Source organism: Humiphilus diazotrophicus (assembly GCF_059726315.1).
In genome coordinates, this window is record NZ_AP040870.1 from 5,087,553 (window position 1) to 5,104,751 (window position 17,199).

A 17,199-nucleotide genomic window follows, 5' to 3' on the forward strand; every position below is an offset into this window, starting at 1 on the left:
GCTACTTCTCCTGATAGGCGCTGTATCCGGCGTTACCTACAGCAGCAATGGCGGCTTCAGTATTGGCCGGATCCTGGACTTTCAGGCGGGCAGTTCCAACCTTGATTTCTTCTGCTTCAACACCAGAAACAGATTGCAGTGCTTGCGTTACACGGCGGACGCAGGCTCCGCAGTGCATTCCATCGATCTTCAAAACTACTTCAGTCATTCCGTATACCCCCTACCCCTATGATAAGGGAAAGAGAGTAAAGGATCTAATTTTTTACGGCTTCTGGAACAGGTTGGAAGCGATACCCCACCCCTCGTATGGTTGTCAGGTAGATCGGATGGGTCGGATCATCTTCAATATATCTGCGAAGTCGAACGATGAAGTTGTCGATAGCTCTGGTATCTGTGTCCTCATGGACCCGCCAGACCTGTTCCAACAGCTCTTTTCGCGAAACGATACGCCCCTGATTCTTAACGAGATAGCGTAAAAGATCGACCTCCATAACGGTTAAGTGGGTCGTTTTCCCCAAAGCTTTCAACTCTAGAGAATCAAAATCGATCTTTCTATCCGCGAAGGAGAAAGATGTAGGTTCCGCTTTCTCCGGGGCATTGTCGATCTGTTGTTTTTGCCAGGCGGTCCGACGCAGTAAACCTTTAAGGCGTGCAAGCAAAATGGACAAGTCGAATGGCTTAGGCAGGTAATCGTCGGCACCGGCGGCAAAACCTTCCAGAACATCTTCCGGCCTGCCTCTGGCTGTCAGCACTAGCACCGGGACGTAATTCTGTTTTTGACGAAGGGTAGAAACCACCTCGAAGCCATTTATTCCCGGCAACATAACGTCCAGGATGATGGCGTCAAATGACTCCCCACTGGCAAATCTTTGCAGGGCAGACTCGCCGTCACCCTCCAACAGGACAGAGTAGCCTTCTGCCTGCAGGTTGAATAAAAGGCCCTGTGCCAAGTGAATCTCATCTTCGACAATCAGAATGCGAGTTTGTTGCGGTATGGCAGAAGAGAGATTCTGTGTCATTTCTTTTCCTCCCCTTTATCTTTCTCGGAGAGTATGCGGGGCAAAAGAAAACGTACTGTTGTTCCTTTACCTTCTCCGGTACTCTCTGCGGTGGCATCGCCTCCGTGCTGGCGAGCAATGGTTCGGACCAGAAAGAGGCCTAGTCCGGTTCCTTTCACCCGAAAGGTGCTTAGATTGGGTACTCGATAGAAGCGGCGAAAGACTCGTTTCAAATGTGCTGCTGGAATTCCAATGCCCTGATCCGTTACGGTGACAACTACCCAGGCATCATTCTCGATTGATATGCGAATACCGATATGAGGGCCTTGTGGCGAGTATTTGACGGCATTATCCAGAATATTGAGAACTGCAGTTTTGATCTCTTCAGGATTTCCGCGAATATGAAAGCTGGTATTTTCGCTGTCTCTCTGTACTGTTATCGCTTCCGCATTCAGGTGATATCTCTGCAACGCGGTTTGAACGGCTTCAGCGACAAGCTCAATCATATCGATGTGCGTGCGAACAGCATTGTGACTGCGCTGGCCCAGTTCCCCAGCTTTCAGAACCTGCTCTACGGTAGCTAGCAAGCGATCACTATCGATCAACATCGTTCGATAGAACTCTTGCCGCTGTTCCTCGCTCAAATTCCGGCGTTGCAATGTTTCCAGGTAAAGACGGATAGAGGCGATTGGCGTTTTCAGCTCGTGAGTAACAGCGTTGATGAAGCTGTCGTGACGTTCATTGCGTTTGACTTCTCTGACCAGGAAGATCGTGTTCAGAATGACTCCGGCAATGAGCAGGCAGAAGAAGGGGATTCCGAGAACCAGTGGAACCAGTTCCCTCCAGTTCAAGATGATCCAACCAACGTTGAGTGCGATGGCTAATGCGACAAGGCAGGAGCCCAACGTGATAAAGAAGACGACAGCCGGTCTACGTCGAGAAATACGCATTGAAAAAATTTTAGGCGTCTGTCAGGAACTCTGAACAGGCGCCTTCAGGGTAAACCAGTTTGAGAAGTATTAGAGTATTTCCCTCATAGGTATAGACTCGCCAAATATAGAGAGGTGCAGCTTTCTTTGGCGGAAAGCTGCGTAAGCTTTTGTGAATTGGTCTACGTCTTTGCGGGAAATGCTCAGGCTGCACCTGCCGGTTTTGGATCGGCAGGATCGTATTGAGCGATTTTCACGTTCCAGGCGAGTCCTAGCTTCTTTAGCAGCCAGATCCCGTAATAATTGGGATCAAATTCGTACCACTTCAGCCCATGACGGGCAGAAACCGGGTGGGCATGATGGTTGTTGTGCCAACCCTCGCCTCCGGTCAGCAGGGCGACCCACCAGTTGTTTCTCGAGTCGTCGCGTGTTGGGAACCGCTTTGAGCCCCACAGATGGCTTGCCGAGTTGACCATCCATGTGGCATGCAGCCCTGCGGTCACGCGCAGAAAGACTCCCCAAAACACAAAACTCCATCCTCCAAATGCAAGGAGCAGCAGTCCAACGGTGGTCAAGGGAACCCAATGATATTTGCTGAGCAGCACATGGAATCGATCTCGTGCCAAATCCGGAGCGTATCGGCCTAGGAGTGCAGTTTCCGAGTGCAGTGCTGCTCCGCTCATGATCCAACCTGCATGTGCCCACCAGGTTCCTTCGTGCGGTGTATGCGGATCGCCTGGATGGTCACTGAGCTGGTGGTGAACTCGATGGGTGGCTACCCAAAAGATTGGTCCGCCTTCGAGTGAAAGAGTTCCACAGACGGCTAAGGCATATTCAATCCACTTGTAGGTGGAATATCCACGATGTGTATGCAGCCGATGGTAGCCCATCCCAATTCCCATATTGATAGCCAGAACATAGAGAATTGCCGAAACAATCAGAGCTTTCCATGAGAAGCAGAACAACGCTGCTATCGCGCCAGCATGGAAGATGAGCATAAAAAGAATGGTTACCCAATTGGGCTTGTTTCCTTGTGTTGCTCGTCCGAGTTGAGGCACCTTAGGGGTTTGCCGAGCTGCTTTCACTTGAGACCGATACGTCGTCTCAGAAACATCTGTGACAGATTCCGATTTTGTCGATACAGGGTCGAGTAGGTCAACTGGAGTCAAAGTGGGGAATTCCTTTGTAGCAATATCGCTACTTTGACGCTATCAAGCCTTCTCTTCAGGGTGGCGTAACAGTTTTGTAATTATGGAAACTGCTGCTGGTTGGGGGATTCTGGCGTTCTTCAGACTTCCAGCCTGTCATATCCGGTACTGTGCGTATGTTGCTGGTCACATTGGTCATACATAAAAATTTGATAAAAGTACCTGTTCCTGTTTCAGGAGTCGAATCTGTCTCGTTAGGAGTTCTGCTTCAATAACAGTTATGAGGATTGCCCGGCGTTTTCTTTTCTTGAATTGTCTGCTGGTGTTTTTGCCGATGTCGGTTTTAGCTCAGGAATCCATCAATTTGCCTACTAGTAAGCAACTCATTGAACCGGTTCCTGGATCACCAAAGCCATTGAATAGTCTTCCCATGTCCATGTCATGGTCGCCAGACGGGCGCTATCTGGCTATTCTCAATGCCGGTTATGGTACCTATGAGTCGCAGTACGCTCAGTCGATTGCGGTGTTAGATACCACAACAGGAACGATTATGGATTTTCCTGAACAGCGCACATTGAGCTCGGCACCACAGACTCTCTATCAGGGACTGGCATTCAGTGCGGATGGCGTGCACCTTTACGCCAGCTTCGATTCCTTATCCTCTCCCGAGGGCGGATCTTCAGAGAAGACAGGAAATGCAATCGCTGTGTACCGGCTGGCTGACGGCAAATTGGTTTCCGAACGTTTAATTCCTATTCCTTTGCAGTCTCTAGCTCCTGGGAAAAGGCAGAATTCCATAGGAAGTGTTCTGCCCAATGGAAAGGCGATTCCTGCTCCAGCTGGAATCGCAGTCGTACGGAGCAAAGAGGGAACAGAACAGCTTTTGGTCGCAGACAATTTTTCCGATGATGCTCTTCTCCTTGAGGCTGCAACGGGAAAGATCATTTATCGATTTGATTTGTCCGACGGGAATGTAGTGCCTGCAACCTATCCCATTTCGGTGACTGTGACTGCAGATGGCCATAAGGGATTCGTTGCTTTGTGGAATGGCTCCGCAATTGTCGAGTTGGATCTCCATAACGGCAAGATTCTCGACAGGCTACCGCTGTTGCCGCCTACGCAGGCTATTTTGCCTAGCTCTCATCCAACTGCATTTGCATTCAGTCCAGATGAAACTCAGCTCTATGTCGCTCTGGCAAATCGTGACGCAATTGCTGCCGTAGATATCAAGCACACGAAAATGCGGGTGAGAGGATTTTTCGATACACGTTTATCAGGGCAGGGATTTTTCGGTGCTATGCCTGATGCCGTCGTTATTTCTCCCGATGGGAAACGACTGTACGCAGCAAATACCGGATCCAATTCCGTTGCTGTTTTTGATGCGCAACCACGGTTCTCTTCGAAAGCAGTTATGCCGGGAATCAAAGCCCTGGGGTTTATTCCGACGGAGTGGTATCCCACTGCCCTGGCTGTTCGTAATCAGCATCTCTATGTCGCTACCGCGAAAGGGAAGGGAACAGGCCCCAATGCAGCGCCGCAAAGAGTAGTTGAAGGATCTGCAAGTGGTCACCGCGCGCATACCTACATTGCGAGTCTTTTGTACGGATCTCTTGCCACAATCGATCTTTCTACACTCGATCCTAACTTGGCGGCATTAACGAGAGAGACGATTGTCAGCAATCGTATTAGCGCGGCCCGGAAACATATCCAATTTGCGAGCGGAAAGAATCCGATTCGACATGTCATTTACATCATTAAGGAAAACCGGACCTACGATCAGATCTTTGGCGATCTTGGAGTAGGGAATAGCGATCCCAGCCTTACGATGTACGGGAGAGGGATTACTCCCAATCTTCATAAACTGGCTGAGCAGTTCGGCGTCCTCGATAATTTCTACGATTCCGGAGAGGTTTCAGGCGATGGCCATGTTTGGTCTACCGCTGCAATATCGAGTGACTATACAGAGAAGACTTGGCAGCAGAGCTACCGGGGCGGACAGAGGCTGTATGACTATGAAGGCGTAGTCGAAGAAGGATATCCGCTGGAAGAAGGCATTTCAGATGTCAATGAGCCGAACAGCGGCTATCTTTGGACGAATCTCGCACGAAATAAGAAGTCTTTATATCATTTCGGCGAATTCATCTCCACGAAGTTTTGCGATGATTCCGGTGAAGCTCCCAAAAAACAATTACCAACGGAAGGAACGCCTGAGCTAGCCGGTAAAGGATGCACACGCAGTTACATTCATTTGGGAGAGCCTGTTCCTCAGAATTATGGCGGCGGACAGAGCCCCTGGCCATGGAAGATTCCTCTTATTTTGAAGAACACAGCGACGAAGCCGGAACTCGAAGGCCACTTCGATCCGGAATTTCCGGATTTTCATCTGAGCTTTCCTGATCAACTTCGTTACGAAGAATTCGCGACTTATTTCAATAAATGGGTGCAAGCTCGTAAGGCCGGGCGGGATGAGATGCCTCAATTCGTAATGCTGCGTTTCCCAAACGATCACACGGCCGGAACACATCCTGGCATGCCTCGTCCTCAAGCCTCTGTTGCCGATAACGATTTGGCTGTGGGCCGTGCTGTCGAGGCTGTTTCGAATAGCCCATACTGGGACGATACGGCATTCTTTATTCTGGAAGATGATGCTCAAGATGGAGCAGATCATGTAGATGCTCATCGCAGTACGGCTTTGGTGATAAGCAAGTATTCTCCTCGCCAAACCAAACCATTCATTGACAGCCATTTCTACACCACGGTCAGCTTTATTCGAAGTATGGAGGATCTGCTCGGTGTTCCTCCAATGAACAACAATGACGCTTTTGCTTCTTTGGTTGAGCCGCTATTTAGCGGCAAGGGTGACCAGCCAGCCTTCCATGCCGACTACACCAATCGCGACAGTGGAATGATCTATGAAGTGAATACTCCTAAAGCTCCTGGTGCGAAGGAATCGAGCAAGATGGACTTTCGTCATGAAGATAGGGCGGATGCGCGACTGCTAAATGTCATTCTCTGGCGAGATGCGATGGGATCAAAGCCAATACCGGCTATGATTTTGCATCCTCACGAGAAAGCTAGAGATGATGATGACGACTAGGGCAATTTCGCTTTCACTGTAGACCCGGAACAAATGACCGCGTGGACGTTCCGTCAAAGAACGGCCACACTGCACTGAATTCCTCTGGACCATACTAAAAGCGAAAATGCTCTAGGGATGTTGCGGCATAGCTGTATCCTGGAGTCCACGAAAACTGCACTTTAGACGCATAAGCGGCTTTGCCTGGCAGAGCCGCTTATGATCCCTTCCTCAGCTCTTAAACGGGTTCTATCAAGGCACTCAAAAGCTTCAGGCGACTGTCTGTTCCGGATCTGTGGATGGTGGTTCTTGATCGTCAGTTGTGAGCTTTGACGGTACCTTATCGCCATAGCGGAAGATGTAATTCGGACCTAAAGCTTTCGCATAGAAGAGGGCTTGTTGCGCTTCCCTCAGGACAACTAAGGGAGATCGTCCTCGACTTTGGGATAGTCCAAAGCTTGCGGATATGGACGCAGTGCGGAAGCCGAGGTCGAAGGGCTTTTGGAAAACGACCTTGCGCAGCCTTTCTGCCAGCATGATGCTGTCTTCTTTGCTGCAGCCTGGTAATGCGATCAGAAACTCGTCTTCTCCCATCCTTCCAATGAGGTCGTAACTGCGGAGGTAGCGCTGAAAGCGTTCTACAACCATTTGCAAAACTCTATCGCCGGCATCCATTCCCCACTCAGCATTGATTTTGGAGAAGCCGTCGAGATCGAGAAGCATAAAGCAGAGCGGAGTCCGCATTCTCTGTACCCGATCAGTTTCGCGAAAGAGATTGGAGAGCATCGTTTCGCGGTTGAGAACGCCTGTCAGCTTATCGTGCAAATTGTGGAATCTGGATCTTTCCAGAGAGTGATTCAGTTCTTCCTGCAGGATGCGCATTCGCTCAGCAGTATGAATACGTACCTTTAGATCCAACTCCTGTAACGGCCGTGCTACCAGATCATCAACGCCTGCATCTACCGCCATTTGCACCAAATCCGGTGCAGAAGAACTAATCAGAAGGATCGTCCACATCCGTTTTCTTGCTTCTGATTGTCTTAGCTTATGTAAGACATCGATGGCGGGAGTTCCGGTGAGGTTTGAATCGAGTAGTACGATCTCGGCAGCTTGCGGATCGGCCAGTCGTCTCAGGACTTCTGTCCCTGAACGAACCACCTCGACTTTGTAACTCCAGGACTCAAGCAATTGGCGCAAAGCTTCTGCGGTGTTCTCGTTACTGTCGCCCAGCAGAATTCGAGTCCCAGATAGAGGAGCAGTCGTCATTCTCTTCTCCAAAATTCAATTATCGGAGATTCTTAGAATTTCCTTAAGATTTTCTGCGTTTCTTCACATCCAGTGGGTCTTTGGAAATCGCTCCGGTTGGCGTTGTTTTGACGACAAACGCGATCTGGCAGTGGTTGCTTTGGACTACTTCGAATGTAAAAACGCTCACGGGGGAACAGCATAACCAAACTCCAGTTTTGCGAATAGCTGGAGAAAGTTCAAGTCGTTTGAGAGAGCTTTGTCGAAATTTCTTTTGGATGTGACAAAAAACGGAACTTTTGGATGAAGGCGAGGGAAAAGGGGGAAGAAGTGCAGTATCCGCCAGGGATCTGCACTTCATTCGACAGAATTAGCCTACAAAGTCGATTTTTGGAGCATTGGGAATGATTCCGCGCTCATGTCCCATCTCCAGTAGCTTGCGGATTGCCAGTTGGCCATCTTCACCATAGCTCAGCGTCCGCTCGTTGACGTACATGCTGACAAAACGGTTCGCTAAGGTTGTGTCGAGATCACGGGCAAACTGCATTGCATAAGCCAGAGCCTCATCACGATGATCGAGAGCATGCTGAATGCTTTCTCTCAAAGCCTGGGTGACGATCTCCATTGTTTTTTGTCCGAGCTCACGACGGATGGCATTTCCGCCTAGAGGCAGAGGCAAATTGGTCTGCTCACGCCACCATTGGCCTAGATCGATGATTCGCTGCAAGCCGTTGTTTGCGTAGGTGAGTTGTCCTTCGTGAATAATCAGTCCTGCTTCGAAGTTTCCGGCTACCACTTCAGGAATGATTTTGTCGAATGGGACAACCGTCGTCTCGATCTCGGGGCAAAAGAGCTTTAACGTCAGATATGCCGTTGTCAGCGTGCCCGGGACGGCAATGCGAACTTTCTTGAGTTCGTCCAGCGTGAATTTTCTGTTGGACACTACCATCGGGCCGTAGCCTTCGCCCACGCTGCCACCGCAGGTCATTAATGCATAGTTGTCCTGAATGTAGGGATAGGCGTGGAAGGATATCGCTGTAACGTCGTAGTAGACCTCATCCATAGCCTTACGGTTCAAGGTCTCGATATCGCATAAAGTGTGCGTGAATTTAAAGCCGTTCTTTCTGACCTTGTTCGTGGCCAGTCCATAAAACATAAAAGCGTCATCAGAATCGGGACTATGCGCGATTTTGATTTCCCGGCTTGCGGCCGACCTGCTTCCGTCGAGCGGTGAAGGTGATGATGCTGTCACTGCTTTTTCTGGTCCTTTCTACTTGGCGGCGGGGCACTTCGTGCAGTCCTATCGCCGTAACAAAACATGGCTGCTTATGGTCTTCTGCGAAGACGTGTAAATCCTGCCGCAATTCCTGCCGCGGCAATGACCTTTAGTGCGTCTCCGGGAAGGAATGGCAATATGGTCTGAGCGGCAGCAACCTTAAGCGGCATGTGTGTGAGTGTGAATAGCCAGAGCGCACCACAGGTCAAAATGACCGCATTTCCTACAGCTGCAGCAATGGCTAAATTCTGAAAACTTCTGGTCTTTAAGCGCGCCAACCACGAGGTGGCAGCCGCTGAAAGCGGGTAGGAGAGCAAATACCCTCCAGTAATGCCAAAAAGCTGAACGACCCCACCGGGACCCTGCGGGGTGAAAACCGGCAGGCCGGTCGCGCCTTCCACAAGGTAGAGCAGCATGGAGGCAAAGGCCACCGTAGGGCTCAATAGCAGGCCAATCAATATAACGGCAAAGGGCTGCAATGTGAGTGGCACCGGTGTGAAGAAGAGCGGTATCGCTATATGGGAGCAAATGGCAACGAACAGGCTTGCCGATATGGCCTTTCCCGCCATTCGAAGCTTCTCATTGACTCTGCCAGTCACATCCAGGGTGCTGCTCGAAACGTACATCGGTTTCGCCATTGTTTCTCCCTTTGATCTAGTATGCATCTGGATTATCTAGTGTGCGCTTTGCTCATTTATTAAGGCGCGTTTGCTCTTCCGCATTGCTCTTTTCAGCTGTCTTTTTGGCCCCATGCCGACGAATGTGCCTGGCAATCGAAATTGCCGCCCAGAGCAATGCACATAGACACAGGATAAGAACGAAAAAGAGGACTCGCATGAAGAGAAAGCCTGGCTCAGAATATCAGAGCTTACACATCATCGGAGACTCGAAGCTATCCATTTGAGGTATTCTTCCCCTCCGCCTTCGGGGCTGAGAACCAAAAATTCAGGTAAATCATAGCTATGAAGCTTGCGGATTGCCTCATGTACTGGTTCTATCGAAGAGGCCTCGGTCTTGATGATAAGAAGCACCTCCTGTGATTCTTCCACTTGTCCCTTCCAGCGGTAAATAGAGTGGATGGAATCAACAAGATTTACACAGGCAGCTAACCGGTTTTCCACAAGGAATCGGGCGATCTTCTCCGCTTCTTCGCGGGTACCAGCGGTGCTAAGGGCTATCCGCGTCTCGACCAAGATGTCTTTTCCCTTTCGACAGATACCCTAGAACTAAGGGCTTGCCTGGGATTCTAGAGCATTTCGCGCATAGGGACATAGAGTGTGCGGCTTTCTTTCCACTCCAGCCAAAGATATGTTTACCGTGCTTCGGCTTTGGCTGAAGCTGTTTGGTCTGATAGCCCTCTTTGCGGGAAGTTTTCTAGAGCCTGGCTTTTATGTGCGTGCAGTTCTGAACTTTTTGCTCCAGGTACAGTCGAGAGTTGCATCTGAGAAGCAAGTTGCTATCGCTGGAGAGTTTTGCGATGAAGACTGCGAAGAATTGTTGACCAGTACGGCACATTTATACAGCTGAAGCACATAATTCCCCTTCCGTCCGGTTATCTGGTGGAAACTTGAAAATGGGGAATGCTGTTGTCGAGTCAGTTGCCACAACTAACTTCCTCGACGCTTCCGCCGATGATCACGAAGTATAGCTCTATGAAGCTCCGTCAGGCTTCTAGTGTATTGGAGCGTTGATCCGCGAATGCAGCTCGCAATGAGTAACGTGCAGAGGTGACGACTCGTGGACATGTTCCAGAGATGGATGGTGCTCTTGCCGACTTCTTATCGCTGAAATAGTAGCGAGTCGAGTAAGAATCTTGGAGCTTTATTCAAGGAACTATTTGTCAAAGTTGGTTCCTCTTTCTCTGCCGGGCAGAACTTCCGCTTGACTCTGGAGGAGAAACAAAAGTTCACTGAGAAATTGCGGCAAGATCCTTCGGAGTTGAGTGGTAGGCGAAGCAGTCAGGACGTACGCCCCAATGATTTGAAGTTGATCTTCGAAGATGGTTCGTGGGCGTACTGTCGGGTTTCCGAGACGGAGCCAATAATCCGCGCTCTTACCGAGACCCGATCGGGAGCGGATTGAAATTACTGAGCAAGGCCGCCAGAGAATGGATGCTGGCGTAGAACAGCTTTCATCTCATGGTTAGGAGTTGGAAGCCGATAGCTCAAAGCTGCGTATTAAGGATCAGAATGCCAAAGAGTTCCAATGCGTCTGTATCACCAAGACTGACTGTCCGGCTTGTCCGGGCGATGTATCAGTCGCGGCGCCGTATTGGTACGGGTTTGGCCATTGTCTTTGCCTTGTTTCTGGGCTATCACGTGATGATGGGACGGAATGGTCTCTCCAGTTATCAACAGAAGCGCAGAGAAGACCGCGCGCTGCAGCAGGAGATTCAGCAACTGCAGGATGAAAACGTGCGCTTGAAGCAGCATGTAGACCGGTTGCAGAACGATCCCGACGCCATTGAACACGAAGCTCGCGAGCGGCTGCACTATGCGCGGCCGGGTGAGGTGATTTATACCTTGCCGGAGAAGCGTCCTGCCGAAGGTTCATCCTCGAAGTAACGCCTGCAACTTTTTTCTAGAGGAAAACCAGCGTTACTATGTCCTATCCAAATTCGGCGATGTGCAGGTTTTTTTGACGGAAAACCTGCGCAGGGAGTTGTGGCTCGGGATACACCTACGCTGGTTTTGCTCTAACGAATCTATCCCCTGCGAAAATGCTTTAGCAATGCAGGGAGCTGCAATCATCCTTGCCTATAAGGCTTGATAGGAAGCAAGACTCTACAGCCCATCGCCAGATGCAGAAACCCTTCGGCACGGCAAAAGCCGTGCCTCTTTTCGGTCTTAAGAGCTAGGCCAGCATATCTTCGCGCAGCTGTTCCAGCATTGCCAGCAGTACTGAGGCCAGGGCTTCCCGAGTTTGAGCTTCGAGTTTGGCTCCGTTCTGGGTCAGATAGAACACATCGATTGCTGTTTCTCCCTCTGTGTCCACCAGGGCTACCTCGATGTTGCAATCATGCTTGGCAAGTGTGAGGGCAATTTGGCGCAATAATCCTGGTTCATCCTGCGCCACAATCTGCAGCAGTGTGCTGTGGGAAGAGGATTCGATATCGAACTCCAGTCGGGTTTCGATGTCGATTTTGACGGCGCCATTGCGGTGAGAGTGCCTGCGTCCGCGAAGGAGGTCTTCTACCTTGACCTTCCTTGCGACGATGTCCTTTACGCTTTGTTGAAAGCGTTCTATTTCCGACGGATTCAATTCCAATGTACGGAAGGTGTCAGTGAAGTGAAAGCTGTCAACGATGACTCCGGTATCGTTTGAAAAAGCATCTGCTTTGACGATGTTCATGCCCCAGGCGGAGAGTACCCCTGCCATATCGGCGAAGAGCATGCTGCGATCCTGAGTAATAACCGTGAGTTCGCATAGCTGGCGAGTCGTACGGAACTCCACCTGAACTGGATCTGCAGGAAGTTTCAGCGCCAGGAGGAAGTGGTTGCGTACCTGCTCCGGTAGCCTGGTCTGGAGATAACGCTGTGGCAGTCCATCCAGAAATTGCTTGAGCTCTTCGGGGCGATCCGGAACCATTGCCCGGATGCGATAGAGCAATGTCGGATCGATATCCGAGTGGTAGCGAACCTCATCGACACTGCGATCCATGAAGTTCGAGGTTCCCATGTATAGCTGCCAAAGTGCTTCTGCCTTCCAAGGTGTCAGTGCATCAGGACTGACAGCCTTGATGTCCGCAAAGGTCATTAAGGTCAGCATTCTAAGCTGCATCGGCGTGCCGGCCTTATCTGCGAAGTGGCGGATATTTTCTGGGTCGAAGACATCGCGGCGGAGAGCGGCAGACATCTCCAGGTGATTGCGAATCAATCTGCGAACGGTATCCCTCTCCTCGGCATCGAAGTCCAAGCGCGCCAGAAGAGCCTCTGCCAACTCGACACTTTGCTCCGTATGCTCGCCCGTTCTTCTTGCCTTGCCCGTATCGTGGAGCAAAAGAGCGAGAAGAAACAGGTCGAGACGGTCGATCTCCGGAAGTAGGGTGGATAACCGTTTTTCCCAGTCATTTCGCGGCTGGCGGAGATTATGAATGTTGTCGATGACGAGGAAGGTATGCTCGTCTACCGTATAGCGATGATAGCTATCCCGAATGACCAGAGCATCGATGCCATGGAATTCCGGAATCAGCATCTCCAGAATGCCCAAAGCATGCATTGTGCGTAGGGCATGGGCAGCTTGAGGGCCAAGCAAAATTTCGCGCAGACAATTCCAGAGATAAGGCCCTTCCGGCATATGAACAGCCAGGACTGGGAGAGCATCGGTGATGCGATCCTCGGAATTCTGACTGAGTTTGTAGCCGTGGGTCGCCATCAGAGCCATTACGCGCAGAATCGCGTCGGCATCGTTGACCTCTGTTCCTTCCGTCAGGTCGATGCGCCCCTGCTCGAGGAAAAAGTTTGTGTCGTTGATCTGTGTCCGTCGGCGGCGAAATTGGCGGTAAAAGCTGGCTCTCGCCGGTGGCAGATCTTCGATGAGCAGAACTGCACGCCGATAGATGGTTCGGGCATGACGATAGTACGTACGCATCCAGTATGCCGGATCCGCCGTGCCTCGAGTCTCAAGGCCGATGCTCAATGCCGCTGCTTCGTCCTGGGCCTGCCAATCAAGCGTGTTGTCGTCGCGTCCACAACGGAAATGCAGGAAACATCGCACAGCAGCCAGGAAGTCGAAAGCCGCTTCTGCTTCGCCATGCACACTGGAAAAGGCATTGTTGCTTTGCCTCGGCCATTCATGCTGATCGCGAAGGTAAAAGAGCAGGGCAAACCACTTTGCGAAGTTGTAATCCCGCAATCCTCCCGGACAGTCTTTAAGACTCGGTTCCAGGTGGAAAATCGTATTTCCGTACTTCTGGTGCCGGGCACGAGCGATTTCACCTAATTTCTGCGCTATGGTGTTCCATTCGCGCATAACCAGAGCCGGCAAAAGATCTCGTTGGAGCCGCTGGTAAAGGGCATAATCGCCGGCGAGAAATCTGCGATCCAATAAAGCCAGGGTGAATTCCAGGTTATCGGGATCGAAGCGGTCACATTCTTTCAGAGTACGGGTTGCCGGACTGGCGCGGAGGCCAATATCCCACATGGCCTGATTAATCGTTCGAATTGTTTCGCGAAGTGTCTTCTCAGTTTGTTCGTCGGCACAGAGGTAGAGAATGTCAATGTCCGAGCAAGGGAAGAGTTCCCGTCGCCCAAAACCTCCTGTGGCTACGATGGCGATTCCATCCGGTTCCTGACCGTCGGCGGAAAGCTGTTTCCAGAGGTCGATGATGAGACGGTCCACAATGGAGGAACGCCGGTGAATCGCAGCTGTACCATCGCTGGTACGTTCAAACGTTTGCCGCACAGCCGCCATTTCCTGCTGATACTGCGTACGCAACTCGTCGATGGAAAAGGGCTGAGAGATCATTCCTTCCTTAAGAAACGCTTGAGGGTTCTATTGAGAACTATATAAGGTGAGCTGGCAAAAGCCAGCCCTCCTCATGAGTGTCCTAAAGAGCTGTATCTCCACGCTCGTCATTACGGATACGAATTGCATCCTCAACGCGAGAGACAAAGATTTTGCCGTCGCCGATCTTGCCGGTCCGGGCAGCTCCTACGATTGTCTGTATCGCTTTCTCGACGAGTTCGTCAGGCAATACCAGCTCCAGTTTGATTTTCGGGAGAAGGTCTACCGTATATTCGCGGCCACGATAAAACTCGGTATGGCCTTTTTGTCGGCCATGCCCGCGTGCTTCCAGAATGGTCATACCCTCTACTCCGATTTCGAGAAGGGCATCTTTCACGGTATCCAATTTCGATGGTTGGATAATTGCTTCGATCTTCTGCATACGTTCAAGCCTCAGGCTAGCAAGAGTATCAGTTCTACTGCGTATACGGGGCCAACGGCCCCGTGCCGGCTATGTCCAGTCGTAACCTTCTTCGCCATGTTGCGTCAGGTCCAGACCCTCGTTTTCTTCTTCGGCGGTTACACGCAAACCGATTACCATGTCCACCAACTTCAACAGGATCAGTGTACCGACAATGGAGATGCCCCAGGCCAAAGCAATACCAACAAATTGATTCAATAGCTGGTGAGCATTTCCTTCCAGCAGTCCCAACGGTAAGGGATTGCCTTTAGCATCCTTCAAAATCGGATTGATGGTGCTAGAGGCAAAAACTCCAGTAAGGATTGCCCCGAGGGTACCACCTGCTCCGTGTACACCAAAGGCGTCGAGTGAATCGTCATACCCAAAGATCTGCTTCACCTTGACAACCATGAAGAAGCAGAAGACTCCGACAACGAGACCGATGACGATGGCCGACATCGGCTGAACAAATCCCGCTGCAGGCGTGATTGCCACGAGTCCAGCGACGGAGCCGGAAATTCCACCCAAAGCACTGGGCTTGCCATTCTTAATCCATTCCGCAATTGCCCAGCTTAACGCTGCTGCTGCAGCTGCAAAATGTGTGTTGATGAAGGCGCTGGTAGCCAGTTTGCCGGATCCCAGGGCGCTGCCTGCATTGAAGCCAAACCAACCCACCCACAAGAGGCAAGCTCCGATAAAGCTCAGAACCATGGAGTGCGGAGGCATCGCGACTTTCGGATATCCGACGCGTTTTCCCAGATAAAGGGCGCAGACAAGAGCTGAAACACCGGAGGTGATGTGGACAACAGTACCCCCTGCAAAATCAAGGCAGGGGAACCTGCCACCGAGGGCAGCGTTCAACAGTCCGCCCTTCCCCCATACCATGTGCGCCATCGGTGCATAAATCACGATGGACCAGAGGATGAGAAATACCGCCATGGCACTGAACTTCATGCGTTCCGCGAAAGCTCCGGTGATCAATGCCGGAGTGATGATCGCGAACATGAGCTGGTAGACCATGAAGGTTTGCAAAGGAATTGTTGCCGCGTAGTCAGGATCGGGAGTGAGTCCGACGCCATGGAGGAAGACATTATGGAATCCTCCAATGAAGCTGGTTCCGGAGCCGAAACAGAGTGAGTAGCTGACCAATCCCCAGAGAACGGTAATGATGGCCATCATGGCAAAGCTTTGCATCATCGTGGCCAACACATTTTTCTTGCGAACCAGGCCCCCATAGAACAGGGCCAGTCCAGGACCGGTCATCATCAATACCAGCGCGGAGCTAACCAACATCCAGGCATTGTCTGCTGATGATTGTGCGTCAGCCGTTGCTTGTTCCATCTTTGCCAGACGATCGGCTGTGGATACAGTTGGTGCTGCCGGCGAGGCGGCGGGTGTTTGTGCCTGTATGAAACTGCAACCGCAACAGGCAAGTATTACAGTTAAAAACAGCTTCACGGAGAAACTACGCATAGGCCTCCATTCTTGCCAAAGAAAAAGTCGATTTCTGAAAATTAGGGCCGCTGAACCGCCGGCCTCTCCGCTGGTGTTGAGAAGGAATACAAGTAAGGCGTGACATCCAGCCAGGATGGCTACACGAATCTCAAATGTAGTTTCAGCCTGGGAGCAGAGGAGTCCTGCCTCGATGGTGCGTTGGCTTACTTTTACAATATTTTTGGAAATCCTTAAACATGAAAACGCATTCCGCATCGTATTTTGGTGTCTCTTCGCCCCTCCCGAGAGGGGAGAATAAGGCAAGCTGGCCGATCCGGAGTTCCTAGACTGAATGAAATCAACCATTAGAGGCGCTAGGTAGGCTGGAGCGAATTCGACTCTCCGTCTGTTTATCTTGGAATCATCAAACGATTTCGAAACATCGTATATTAAGAGATATGACCGAGTTGAGCACCCAGGATCGTTACCTGTTCGGAGCACTGGAAAGCAGCGGTAAGAACCGTGAAAAACTCCGTGAGGTTAGCTACGGGTACGATCAGCCCGAAGGCGTATTTATGACCTCTCTGGATCTGGCCATCAACTGGGTCCGCAAAAGCTCTGTCTGGCCGATGACCTTCGGTCTTGCCTGTTGCGCGATCGAGATGATGTCCATGGGCGCTTCCCGCTTCGATATCGCTCGTTTTGGAGCGGAAGTGTTTCGCCCCTCGCCTCGTCAGGCCGACTTGATGGTGATTGCAGGCCGTGTTTCTCAGAAAATGGCGCCGGTGATTCGGCGTCTGTATGAGCAGATGCCCGAGCCCAAGTGGGTCATCTCCATGGGCGCGTGTGCGACCTCTGGAGGAGTGTTCAACAACTATGCCTTGGTGCAGGGCGTCAATCAGATCATCCCTATCGACGTTTACGTCCCGGGATGCCCGCCGCGTCCTGAGCAGCTAATTTATGCCATCACCCTCTTGCAGGAAAAAATTCAGCGAGAGAAGGGAAGCTTCCAAAAGGCACTCAATCTGAAATAAATCGGTTATCAAATAGACAACTTTTTCGCTGTTTCGCGTAGATGATTAATTGTGCAATTTTTCAGATACAATCGTTACTGTTTGTAAACTATGTGCTAGCTTGATTCCTTTTCCTGCAATAGGTAGCTTTCTCAGAAACAATAAGTTGCGGTAA

At 50.9% G+C, this 17,199-nt stretch carries 14 protein-coding genes; 3 read left to right on the plus strand and 11 right to left on the minus strand.

The window, feature by feature from the left end:
* Position 1 precedes the first annotated feature (1 nt).
* The 4 genes from AC6I7T_RS21145 to AC6I7T_RS21160 all read right to left on the minus strand — a co-directional run bounded on the left by AC6I7T_RS21145 (position 2) and on the right by AC6I7T_RS21160 (position 3,096).
* Positions 2–208 carry a heavy-metal-associated domain-containing protein gene (locus AC6I7T_RS21145; RefSeq protein ID WP_497789595.1) on the minus strand — a complete coding sequence of 69 codons (207 nt, stop codon included), beginning with the start codon at positions 206–208 and terminating at the stop codon, positions 2–4.
* A gap of 46 nt (positions 209–254) precedes the next feature.
* Positions 255–1,019: a response regulator transcription factor gene (locus tag AC6I7T_RS21150; protein WP_497789597.1), complete on the minus strand. Its 765-nt coding sequence runs from the start codon at positions 1,017–1,019 to the stop codon at positions 255–257.
* Positions 1,016–1,948 (minus strand): sensor histidine kinase, encoded by a 933-nt coding sequence (locus AC6I7T_RS21155; RefSeq protein ID WP_497789598.1) that lies wholly within the window; start codon positions 1,946–1,948, stop codon positions 1,016–1,018. Before AC6I7T_RS21155 ends, AC6I7T_RS21150 begins: the two co-directional genes overlap by 4 nt.
* A gap of 182 nt (positions 1,949–2,130) precedes the next feature.
* The gene (locus AC6I7T_RS21160) at positions 2,131–3,096 is read right to left on the minus strand and encodes an acyl-CoA desaturase (RefSeq protein WP_497789600.1); all 966 of its coding nucleotides are present in this window, start codon (positions 3,094–3,096) and stop codon (positions 2,131–2,133) included.
* A gap of 313 nt (positions 3,097–3,409) precedes the next feature.
* On the opposite strand from AC6I7T_RS21160, the gene AC6I7T_RS21165 reads away from it, so the two are divergent.
* On the plus strand, positions 3,410–6,172 hold the full coding sequence (locus tag AC6I7T_RS21165; protein WP_497789601.1) for a bifunctional YncE family protein/alkaline phosphatase family protein: 2,763 nt from the start codon (positions 3,410–3,412) through the stop codon (positions 6,170–6,172).
* A 249-nt stretch (positions 6,173–6,421) separates the two neighbouring features.
* On the opposite strand, the gene AC6I7T_RS21170 is transcribed toward AC6I7T_RS21165, so the two are convergent.
* The 4 genes from AC6I7T_RS21170 to cutA form a co-directional block, all read right to left on the minus strand.
* Positions 6,422–7,417: a GGDEF domain-containing protein gene (locus AC6I7T_RS21170; RefSeq protein WP_497789603.1), complete on the minus strand. Its 996-nt coding sequence runs from the start codon at positions 7,415–7,417 to the stop codon at positions 6,422–6,424.
* Positions 7,418–7,766: 349 nt separating this feature from the next.
* Complete coding sequence (locus AC6I7T_RS21175; protein WP_497789605.1) at positions 7,767–8,648, minus strand: menaquinone biosynthesis family protein; 882 nt, start codon at positions 8,646–8,648, stop codon at positions 7,767–7,769.
* Positions 8,649–8,722: 74 nt separating this feature from the next.
* A complete protein-coding gene (locus AC6I7T_RS21180) occupies positions 8,723–9,310 on the minus strand; it encodes a biotin transporter BioY (protein WP_497789607.1) in 588 nt (195 codons plus the stop codon).
* 237 nt (positions 9,311–9,547) lie between these two features.
* A complete protein-coding gene (gene cutA, locus AC6I7T_RS21185) occupies positions 9,548–9,865 on the minus strand; it encodes a divalent-cation tolerance protein CutA (protein WP_497789609.1) in 318 nt (105 codons plus the stop codon).
* Positions 9,866–10,861: 996 nt separating this feature from the next.
* Here cutA and AC6I7T_RS21190 point away from each other — a divergent pair.
* The gene (locus tag AC6I7T_RS21190; protein ID WP_497789610.1) at positions 10,862–11,236 is read left to right on the plus strand and encodes an FtsB family cell division protein; all 375 of its coding nucleotides are present in this window, start codon (positions 10,862–10,864) and stop codon (positions 11,234–11,236) included.
* Between the two features lie 289 nt (positions 11,237–11,525).
* Here AC6I7T_RS21190 and glnD read toward each other — a convergent pair whose 3' ends face one another.
* The 3 genes from glnD to AC6I7T_RS21205 form a co-directional block, all read right to left on the minus strand.
* Positions 11,526–14,138 carry a [protein-PII] uridylyltransferase gene (glnD, locus tag AC6I7T_RS21195; RefSeq protein ID WP_497789611.1) on the minus strand — a complete coding sequence of 871 codons (2,613 nt, stop codon included), beginning with the start codon at positions 14,136–14,138 and terminating at the stop codon, positions 11,526–11,528.
* 82 nt (positions 14,139–14,220) lie between these two features.
* Entirely contained in the window at positions 14,221–14,559 is a 339-nt protein-coding gene (locus AC6I7T_RS21200; RefSeq protein ID WP_497789613.1) for a P-II family nitrogen regulator, read from the minus strand.
* Between the two features lie 69 nt (positions 14,560–14,628).
* The gene (locus AC6I7T_RS21205; RefSeq protein ID WP_497789615.1) at positions 14,629–16,050 is read right to left on the minus strand and encodes an ammonium transporter; all 1,422 of its coding nucleotides are present in this window, start codon (positions 16,048–16,050) and stop codon (positions 14,629–14,631) included.
* Positions 16,051–16,469: 419 nt separating this feature from the next.
* Here AC6I7T_RS21205 and AC6I7T_RS21210 point away from each other — a divergent pair, with 419 nt between their 5' ends.
* Positions 16,470–17,045, plus strand: a complete 576-nt coding sequence (locus tag AC6I7T_RS21210; protein WP_497789616.1) for an NADH-quinone oxidoreductase subunit B — start codon at positions 16,470–16,472, stop codon at positions 17,043–17,045.
* The last annotated feature ends 154 nt before the right edge of the window (positions 17,046–17,199 follow it).

Excerpts from the sequence above, each read along its gene's own strand:
- AC6I7T_RS21145 (WP_497789595.1), bottom strand. The coding sequence starts at position 208 with ATGACTGAAGTAGTTTTGAAGATCGATGGAATGCACTGCGGAGCCTGC.
- AC6I7T_RS21150 (WP_497789597.1), bottom strand. The coding sequence starts at position 1,019 with ATGACACAGAATCTCTCTTCTGCCATACCGCAACAAACTCGCATTCTG.
- AC6I7T_RS21155 (WP_497789598.1), bottom strand. The coding sequence starts at position 1,948 with ATGCGTATTTCTCGACGTAGACCGGCTGTCGTCTTCTTTATCACGTTG.
- AC6I7T_RS21165 (WP_497789601.1), top strand. The coding sequence starts at position 3,410 with ATGTCGGTTTTAGCTCAGGAATCCATCAATTTGCCTACTAGTAAGCAA.
- AC6I7T_RS21170 (WP_497789603.1), bottom strand. The coding sequence starts at position 7,417 with ATGACGACTGCTCCTCTATCTGGGACTCGAATTCTGCTGGGCGACAGT.
- AC6I7T_RS21180 (WP_497789607.1), bottom strand. The coding sequence starts at position 9,310 with ATGGCGAAACCGATGTACGTTTCGAGCAGCACCCTGGATGTGACTGGC.
- AC6I7T_RS21190 (WP_497789610.1), top strand. The coding sequence starts at position 10,862 with ATGCCAAAGAGTTCCAATGCGTCTGTATCACCAAGACTGACTGTCCGG.
- glnD (WP_497789611.1), bottom strand. The coding sequence starts at position 14,138 with ATGATCTCTCAGCCCTTTTCCATCGACGAGTTGCGTACGCAGTATCAG.
- AC6I7T_RS21200 (WP_497789613.1), bottom strand. The coding sequence starts at position 14,559 with ATGCAGAAGATCGAAGCAATTATCCAACCATCGAAATTGGATACCGTG.
- AC6I7T_RS21205 (WP_497789615.1), bottom strand. The coding sequence starts at position 16,050 with ATGCGTAGTTTCTCCGTGAAGCTGTTTTTAACTGTAATACTTGCCTGT.
- AC6I7T_RS21210 (WP_497789616.1), top strand. The coding sequence starts at position 16,470 with ATGACCGAGTTGAGCACCCAGGATCGTTACCTGTTCGGAGCACTGGAA.